The sequence below is a fragment of the Fulvivirga marina genome (assembly GCF_016775155.1).
Classification (GTDB): Bacteria; Bacteroidota; Bacteroidia; order Cytophagales; family Cyclobacteriaceae; genus Fulvivirga; species Fulvivirga marina.
In genome coordinates, this window is sequence record NZ_JAEUGD010000066.1 from 468,775 (window position 1) to 478,526 (window position 9,752).

Genomic DNA, 9,752 nt, shown 5'->3' on the forward strand with positions numbered 1-9,752 from the left:
ACGCTGTTAATGTCATTTTTTTAATCAGAAGAAGGTTGTGGCTGCAATTCCATCTTTTTCATCAGGTATTCCGAGAGCTGTGCTACAGTCGGGTAGTTATACAATTCGACTCCAGGAATGGATATACCTAATTCGGTATATATGCGTGCTCCAATGTCTATTGATTTCAGAGAGTCCCCTCCTATTTCAAAGAAATTGTCATCGAGATCAACACCATTGACCTGAAGTGTTTCATTCCAGATATTTGCCAATACCCTCTCTACCTCATTCATCTGTTTCAGCTCTTTTCCACTCTGGTTTTCACTTTTGGCTGCGTAGGCGGTTTCCAAAGCTACTGTATCCAGCTTGCCATTGTGGTTGAGCGGCATATTGTCCAGTGCTACAAAATGCGATGGCACCATGTAATCAGGCAATTCAGCATTCAAAAACTCTCTCAATTGTGCCTCCTCCGTATCATCTTTCAGACTGTAGAAGGCCACCAATATGGGCTGATCGTTTGCATCTGAAATGGCTATTACGGCAGCATCTTTAACCTCTGGCATGGTAAGCAGCTTAGCGGTAATTTCATCAGGCTCTATTCTGTACCCTCTGATCTTAACCTGATTATCGGCACGCCCCATAAATTCCACTTCTCCTTCATCTACAAATTTGCCCAAGTCTCCAGTTTTATATATCCTCTGATCAGGATGCCCTGGGTGACTGATAAATTTGCTGGCCGTAAGCGACTCTTTCCCAAAGTACCCTTGCGCCAGACCTTTTCCTCCCAGGTAGATCTCTCCCACTTCACTTCCCTCAACAGGCTCGAGTTTTTCATTGAGTATCCAAAGTGAAGTGCCATCAATAGGTTTACCTATAGTTACTTGTGAATCAGTTGCTGACAACCTTTTAGCTGTAGAGCATACCGAGTTTTCAGATGGCCCGTATTCATTGATCAACTCTATTTCAGGAAATTTCTCATAGTGCTTTTTCACCAGCTCCTTTGTTAAGCGCTCACCTGCTATAGTGATAAAGCGTAGTGAATCCTGGTCTTTATCCAGCCAGGGCAGAAGGCGTTGATAAAAAGTAGGTGTGATCAGGAAGTTTGATACGCCATATGTTTTTAACTGGTTATTAAAATATTCAGGGTCAGTCTTTAGCTGCTCATCTGGCAAAATCAGTTTTCCCCCTGATATAAGCGTAGTGAAGATATCGGCAACGCTACTGTCAAAAGAATACGAAGGGATCTGAAGTGTAACATCGGACTCACTGAAGTTATAATATTTCACTCTCCATTGCAAGGTATTAAGGATTGCCTCATGAGCAATGGCAACTCCCTTTCTCTGCCCTGTAGTGCCAGAAGTATAAATGATATACGCCAGATCATCCGGTTCATTAACAACCTTGAGGTTCTCAGGATGATCCTCTAAACTATCTAATTCAATGTCTACCAGACAAACACGACCTTCATAACCTCTGATTAAGTGAATAAACTGCGAGTCTACAAGCAAGATATCTGCTTGGGCATCCTTTAATATATAATCTACCAGACTCTTAGGGTATTTCGGGTCAATAGAAACATAGGCACCTCCGGCCTTCAAAATGGCCATCATGCCTACCAGCATACGCTCTGACTTTTCAGTGATCAGGGCTACGGTTTGATTCCTACCTAGTTCAAAATCATTTCTAAGGTAGTTGGCCAGTGCATTGGCTTTTCTGTTTATTTCTGAATAAGTAGATTCTTCCTTATTAGAAACAGCCGCTATACGTTCGGGGTTAACGTCAACACATGCTTCAAACAACCTATGAAGCAACAGGTCACCTCGGGTCAAAGTCATTTGCCCATTCTGACTATTATTATTCATTTTTATAACTTATTTAGAAGTTTAGATCAATTTCGAATTCACTTTCATCGAATTTTCCTGTATTTTCTCCGAAAGATATGTCAATAATTTTTAAATTTTCATTTATCAGCATTTGTTTTAGCAACGTTATGTATCTCTCTTTCATAGAGATAACTGATTCCTGATGAAAAATGGCGGCATCGTAATCGAAGCAAAGTAAAGTGCGTTCCGAAAACTTCCATGCCTGAAGGAGTAAATCCACATGTGCTACCCGGTAATTCGAATCCAGCCCTTGCGCATCCAGGCTTCCCTGCCCCTCTTCGGACGGCATTTGATTTCCCGGGTTTACCTGAAGAGAAAAACTTGCATCAAAAAGTGAAGACCCACTTTTAAACGGCTTTATTTGAAGGTCCTCAAGCAAAAGTTCAAATGGATATTCCTGATGATCAATAGCTTCAAGTGTGGTTGTATTTACTTTCTTCAACACATCCAACATTGACTCTTCATCATTCATTTTCAATCTCAGGGGTAGCATATTGATATAGCAACCTATTTGATCTTCCAAATCAATATGACTCCTTCCGGCAACAGGAGAACCTACTATAATATCATTCTTACCGGTATATCTGTATAACAGCACATAGTATGCGGTAAGCAAGGTTACAAAATGACTTACCTGATGTCTGTTCACAAAGTCATCCAGAGATTCCTGAAGCTCTTCATCAATAAACTCTCTTACCGAGTCTCCCTTACGCCCCGATTCGGCAGAACGGGGAATATCAATAGGTAAATTCAGTTCGGGGATATTCCCACCTTCCATCTTTCTATGCCAATATTCTTTTAGAGAATCCTTCCCCTCTTCTTCCAGTAGCTTATTCTGCCATTCTGCAAAATCTTTATATTGAATTCTCAATGGCTTTAATGGATCTGGCTCTCCTTTGCAAAAGGCATTATACAGAGTCAATAACTCCTTCAGAATAATTGCAATAGATTCACTATCGGAGATTATATGATGAGTAAGTGCATAGAAAAGATACCTTTCACCTTTGTTTAATTTAAAGAGCTTAGCCTTTAAAAGAGGTCCTTTCTCCAGGTCAATTGGCTGGCTAATTTCTTTAAATGCAATCTCTCTGGCTTTTTGCTCAGCCTCCTTTTCATCACTCAGGTCTACATGAACAATTTTGAAACCATACGCTTCGGGGGTGTGTACCTTTTGTTTCAGTACATTGTCTATAACCTCGAAGGTGGTACGTAAAATCTCATGACGCGCTATCAATGCATCTATGGCTTTCTCAAATGCTGGTACATCCAATGCTTCAAACAAATAGACACTGGGTACATTGTAGCCTACATAACCTCCCCCTGCGTGCTCTACCATCCAGAAACGCTTCTGTGAATAGGACGTGTCATAAAAGGCTTTAGACTCAGCAACCGGAATTCGTCTTGAGGTATTTCCTGCTATATTTTCTATCGATTTGGCCAACAGTGATATGGTCGGGTGTGAAAAGATAGAATTGATCTGAACCTCCGTACTTATCGTTGCATGTATCCTATGTAGCATCTTTATAGCTGTAATGGAGTGCCCTCCAAGCTCAAAGAAGTTATCGTGAATACCTATTTGCATCGACGGAAATAAAGTCTCCCATATAGACACCAGGGCTTTTTCAAGTTCGCTTTGAGGAGCAACATAGTCTTTGTGCTGTACTTCTAATTGCAACGGGTCAGGGAGCTCCGTTTCATCGAGTTTTCCATTAGCGGTTAACGGCAGCCTGTCAATGTTTACAAAATAGGATGGAATCATATACTCAGGCAGCTTTTGCTTGAGATATGTTTTTAAATCCTGTGTTTCAACGTGCTCGTCACAAATGATGTAACCAGTCAGGTAATCGCCGGTCTGCTCGTTTTTGCGGAATGTAACCACGGCCTGACTGATGTTGGGGTGGGTAACAATAACATTGATGATCTCATCAAGCTCGATCCTGAAACCTCTTAGTTTTACCTGATTATCATTCCTGCCTATGAAAATAATATTGCCGTCTTCCTGCCATTTTCCCAGATCGCCTGATTTATAGAGTTTCTCATTGCCAAAAGGGTTATTAATAAACTTTTCCTCTGTTAGTTCGGGCCGTTTGAAGTAACCCTGGCTAAGTCCATCACCTCCCAGATAGATCTCCCCAACAACCCCTACCGGAACTGGCTGCAGGCGCTCATCTAGTATGTAGACCGTGCTATTGGCAATTGGCCTGCCGATGATACTGGTGGCTGTTTGCTTTTCTTTTATCTGGTAGTAAGTTGAAAATGTAGTGTTTTCAGTAGGACCATATCCATTAATAATTTGCACCGATGGAAAGGTCTCCAGCACCTGATTAATGTGGTGGTGAGAAAGCTTCTCTCCTCCTACCACCAGATAATTAAGCTTTTCAAAAGTATCCACTGCCGTATTCACCAGATGGTTGAACCATGATGAGGTGAACCACATGTGTGTGATTTGTCTCTGATGAATATATTCTCTAAGCTTTTCAGTATTCATCAACTCATCCTGAGAGAGGAGATGAAGCTCTCCTCCATTCAACAGCATACCCCATATTTCGAAAGTGGTGGCATCAAAAGCTACTGCCCCGGTCATCAATAGCCTGGAACTATCATCCAGGGCCACGAAGTTGGTGTTTTTGACCAGTCTGATAACGTTGCGCTGGGTAACAATTACTCCTTTTGGCTGCCCCGTTGTACCTGAAGTATACATGATGTAAGCCGGATCAGTTGCTGACGAGTTTATCTGCAACCCCTCATTAGGACCTTCAAAAGTATCTTCCTGAATATCGATGCTTACCAGCGTACCCTCATAATCTTCCAGTTCAAAAATGAAATCTGATACGGTGATTAAAGCTTTCGAATCCAAATCATCCAAGAGCAGGTTGATACGATCTGTAGGAAGCAACGGGTCAACAGGGACGTATGCTGCACCAGATTTCAGTATTCCTAAAACTGAAACGATATACAGGTCTGATCGCTCTAGTAATGTTACTACTCGGTCACCTTTACCCACATTACATGTTTTTTGTAAGTGATACGCCAGCTTGTCAGCCCTTTCATTAAGCTCTTGATATGTGAGGGTGCTCTGCCCAAAAACCAATGCCGTTTTTTGGGGTGTCTTTTTAACCTGTTCTTCAAATAATGAAGCAATGGTTTCATCTCTGGGGTAATCTACGACAGTATCGTTAAAGCCTGAAAGTATGCTTTCCTCTTCTGGCTTTGTTAGCAAGGATATATCTCCGATAAGCCCCCCGACATCTGCCACCATGCCTTCCAGAATATGTACCAGATGCGATGTAAACCTGGTCACAAAACTTTTATCGAAACGGACAGCGTTATATCTTATTAACAAGTTAAACCCTTCCCCCTCTCTTCTAAACTCAACCAGCAAATCCATTTTCGACGTATGAGATGAAGCCGCATTGACACCAGGATAATATAATCCTACCTGAAAAAGCAACGATGTGTTGATCGCAGTAGTTTCTGTCAGATGCCTGAGTAAATCCTGAAAACCGAAGGCCTGATGTTGAAAAACCTCATTGATCTCCTCGTGGGTTTCTTTTAATAGCATTCTAACGCTATCGTTAAAGTTAGGAGCAAGCGTCAGGTATACCAAACCATCTGCTACCTCACCATCAGGTTGCTCTCCTTTAAAGGGTGGAGTTGCTAAATAAACCTGCTCTGTATTCGTAGTATATTTCCTGACCAATACCGCCAAGGCAGCAGAAATCAGCAGGTATATATTGATATCTTTCGATTTACTTACAGCTAACAGGTCTTTTCCCAACTGATCTGACAGCACGTAATCATACCGATTTTGCTCTTCGGCTTTCTCAACAGTATTGTCATTTTCAATGGAAGTCAGAGCATAGTCGGAAATTTGGTGCAATTTCTTTGACCAGTATTCCTTGTTAAGCTTATCTGTTATTTTCTTATCAGTCATATTACATTCTTCAGGTACTCAAAGTACACTGCATTAAAAATCGAACTCTTTGGATAGAAGGGCCTTCTTGTTTTCAGCTTCTTCGACAGTTTGAAAACTAAGTTGATCAATTTCCTTTTCGGGGTTATCCAGGATATCTTCCAGAAACCTGGAAAAGCGATCTCGCAAAATGATGATCGTTTCTTCCTGAAACAGATCGGTGTTGTACTTGATCACTCCCTTCAGATCATCACCGGCTAGTACAAGGTCAAATATCATATCAAAGGAGCAGGTTGTTATCTGTTGTTTATAGCCCTCGATATTCACATCATCCTCCTCTTTCTGCTCATCCGCCTGAGCTGAATCAGAGCTTAGTATCTGTACCATCACATCGAATAGCATTGATCTCGATGGGTCTTTCCTTACATTCAGGTCTTCCATGACCAAATCGAGCGGATACATCTGATGGCTTAGCGCCTCCACAGTAACCTTCCGTACACCGGCCAATAACTCTTCAAATGTGCTATTATCAACCGGTTGGTTGATACGGATAGGCAGTGTGTTGATGTACAGGCCTATCTGTCCTGCCAGATCCTTATGGTCGCGCCCCACCACGGGAGCCCCGATAATTACATCCTGCTGCCCGGACCAGCGATAAAGCAACCCATATATTACTGTAAGTAATGTATTGAACGTGGTAGAGTCATTTTTCCTATTGAGTTGCTTGAGTTTTTGGCCTATCTCTTTCGGAAAGGTTACATAAACCGCCGCCCCATTGGTGGTCTTAATGCCTGGCCTGGGGTTATCCAATGGCAATTGCAATTGAGGCAGGTCTCCACCTAGCAGGTCTCTCCAATATTGCTTATGTCTGTCACGATTTTCACCAAGCAGTTGCTGGCGTTGCCAGGCTGCATAGTCTTTATATTGTATGCGCAAAGGTTCCAGCGAAGTGGTTTCTCCTCGGCTGATAGCCATGTAAAAGGCCTGCATTTCATTGAAAAAGACGTTGGATGACCAGTAATCAGAAATGATATGATGCATCGTCAAAAAGAGTACTGAATTCTTTTCATCGAGCAATGCCAGCGAAGCTTTTAGCAGCGGCCCTTCCCCCAGATTAAAGGTCATCCCTGCCTCATCAGCAGAGAGCTTCTGGAGAACTTTCTCCTGATCTTCGACTTCTCTCAGATCTACAATATGAATTTTAAAATCAACATCATCCGGATCCTGTATGCGCTGCCTGGGTTCATCGCCTACACTCACAAATGTAGTTCTCAAAACCTCATGCCTCTGAATCATTTTAACAAACGCCTTTTCGAGTGTATCCAGATCAATATTTTCCAGTGTAAATGCTCTGGGGATAGTGTACGCCTTGTGCTCTTCCTCAAACTGATCTAAGATCCAAAGTCTGCGCTGACCATGAGAAAGCTCATAATACTCTTGCTTGCCCAGAGCAGGTATCTCCTCAAATTTCATTCGACCACGGCCTTGGACAATCTGAGCCAGTTCTCTGATTGTAGGCTGTTTGAATATATCTCCAATTTCGAGCTGGGCTTCAAGTTCCTGGTGAACCTCCATCAATACTTGCGTGGCTTTTAAAGAGTGTCCTCCCAATTCAAAAAAGTTGTCGTGAACACCAATCTTGCTTTGGTTGAGTACTTTCTGCCAGATATCTACCATCTTCTCTTCAATCTCACCCTGAGGGGCCTCGTATTTTCCGCTCACTCGATGCTCCATTTTTTCCGGATCAGGCAATGCGCGTCTGTCTATCTTGCCATTAACGGTTAAAGGAATTCGGTCCAGTGCAATGAAGTAGGTGGGTATCATATAATCAGGTATGTGCCGTTTCAAATACTCCTTTAATGCCACTTCATCTACAGGTTTCTGGCTTACCAGATAGGCCACAAGGTATCCATCCCCTACTTCCTTTTTTACATGTATTATGGATGCCTCCTGTATTTCAGGAAGTTGATTTAACGCATTGGCTATTTCGTTCAGTTCTATTCTGAACCCTCTTAGCTTTATCTGATTGTCATTTCGCCCAATAAATTCGATGCTTCCATCAGGCAGCCATTTCCCTCTGTCACCAGATTTATAAATGTAGCCGCTGCCCTGGAATGTGTTTGGGACAAAGCGCTCTTCGGTCAGTTGGGGTTTGTTGAGATAGCCCATAGCCACGCCATCTCCACCCAGACATATCTCCCCTTCAACACCTACCGGCACAGGTTTTCCATGCTTATTTAAGATGTAAGCCGTGCTATTGCTAATAGGCTTTCCGATAGGAAATGGCCGAGAAGAGACTTCATCAATTGCATAGTAAGTTGAAAAGGTCGTGTTCTCTGTAGGGCCATATACATGTCGAATCTTCAGGCTGTCGGAAAGCGTCCTTACTTTGTTAAAGTATTTTGGGGAAGACTTTTCTCCTCCTACTACCAGGTATTTTAACTGGCTAAAAATGTCAGGTTCAGTAGTAACCAGTTGGTTAAACCAGGAAGTGGTAAACCACATGTGGGTTATAGTCAGCTCATGGACTTTTGTTTTTAAAACCCTGGCATCCATGAGGTCATTTTTAGAAAGTATATGCAGAACAGCTCCGTTTAACAACGTTCCCCAGATTTCGTAGGTTGTGGCATCAAAGGCCACGGAACCTGTCATGATCATACTTGAACTTTCATCCAGTTCAACATAGTTGCTGTTAATGACCAGCCTCACTACATTGCGATGCGATACGGTTACTCCTTTGGGATTACCGGTTGTTCCCGAGGTGTACATCACATAGGCCATATGATCCGCATTAAGGTCATGGGCTACACCGTCGACATTTTCATCAAATGAATCTTCCTGAATATCAATACTCACTAATTCTCCATCGTATTCATCAAATTCGAAAATGTGCTCAGAAACAGTGATCACCGCTTTTGGCTTCAGATCCTGTAAGATGTATTTTATTCTCTCTTCCGGCGCATTAGGATCTATGGGTGCATAGGCCGCACCGGCTTTCAGGATACCCAGCAGGGAAACAATATAGTGGTCGGAGCGGTCAAGAAAGATGGCTACTTTATCTCCGGTACCCAGCCCGGCATTTTCTTTTAAATAATATGCAAGTTTATTGGCTCTGCGATTTAACTCTCCGTAGGTAACTTCCACTCCGTCATATGTGAGTGCCAGCTTATTTTCATTTACGGCTACTTGCTCTTCAAATAACGCTACTATTGACTTAGCATCCGGATAGGCCGTTTGGGTATTGTTGAATCCATTAAGAATCTGGTCTCTTTCCTCACCGGTAAGCAAGCTTAGATCTGCTGCACTGGTATCATAATCTGACAACCCCTGCTCTAGCAACCGAACAAAATGTAGAGCTAGTTGACTAATGAAAAAATCATCAAACTTACTTTTGTCATAGTTAATGATAATTGGCTCTTCAGCATCCAAATCGAGTGTGAACCTCAGTGAAACCTGGTCAAACTCAGTGGATTCGAACAAGCCACCCATCGTAAACCCAACCTGATACAGTCCCTCATAAGGAATCCCGTTTCTTTCAAAATGACTTTTAAGTTCCTGAAAGTCAAATTGCTGATAGTTAAGGGCCTGAACCACTTCTTTCCTCACCTTGATCAACACATCCTTTACAGAATCTTTATCCTCGATGTTTATCATGAAAAAGTTAAGCGCATCGTGACCCGATCCATGCTGTTCACTTTTGAATCGTGGTGAGGTTACAACGATCTCATTTCTTTCATAATACTTATTTAAGAGTATGCAGTAAAAACTCAACCAGGTAACAAACTCAGTAACCTCATTACCGCCTGCCAGATGCTTTACTTTCTCAATAATTTCTGGTGAGATCCCCTGCTTTGTTCTCACAAAATCCCCTCCTTCATTGCCTTCAATTGTTGCTTCTCCGAAAGGATATGCCTCTACCTTCAGGGCTTTCTCAATCCAATACTCTTTTATTAACCGTTCTTTAATTGTATTCATAA

General features: G+C 42.3%; 3 protein-coding genes. All 3 read right to left on the minus strand.

Going from position 1 to position 9,752, the window contains the following annotated elements; all coding sequences use genetic code 11:
* Positions 1 to 20 precede the first annotated feature (20 nt).
* The 3 genes from JMN32_RS22760 to JMN32_RS22770 are packed head-to-tail and all read right to left on the minus strand — an operon-like array spanning position 21 to position 9,750.
* Positions 21 to 1,841, minus strand: a complete 1,821-nt coding sequence (locus JMN32_RS22760; RefSeq protein ID WP_202858691.1) for a non-ribosomal peptide synthetase — start codon at positions 1,839 to 1,841, stop codon at positions 21 to 23.
* 13 nt (positions 1,842 to 1,854) lie between these two features.
* A complete protein-coding gene (locus JMN32_RS22765) occupies positions 1,855 to 5,796 on the minus strand; it encodes a non-ribosomal peptide synthetase (protein WP_202858692.1) in 3,942 nt (1,313 codons plus the stop codon).
* 33 nt (positions 5,797 to 5,829) lie between these two features.
* Positions 5,830 to 9,750, minus strand: coding sequence for a non-ribosomal peptide synthetase (locus tag JMN32_RS22770; RefSeq protein ID WP_202858693.1), 3,921 nt, complete (start codon positions 9,748 to 9,750; stop codon positions 5,830 to 5,832).
* Between the last annotated feature and the right edge of the window lie 2 nt (positions 9,751 to 9,752).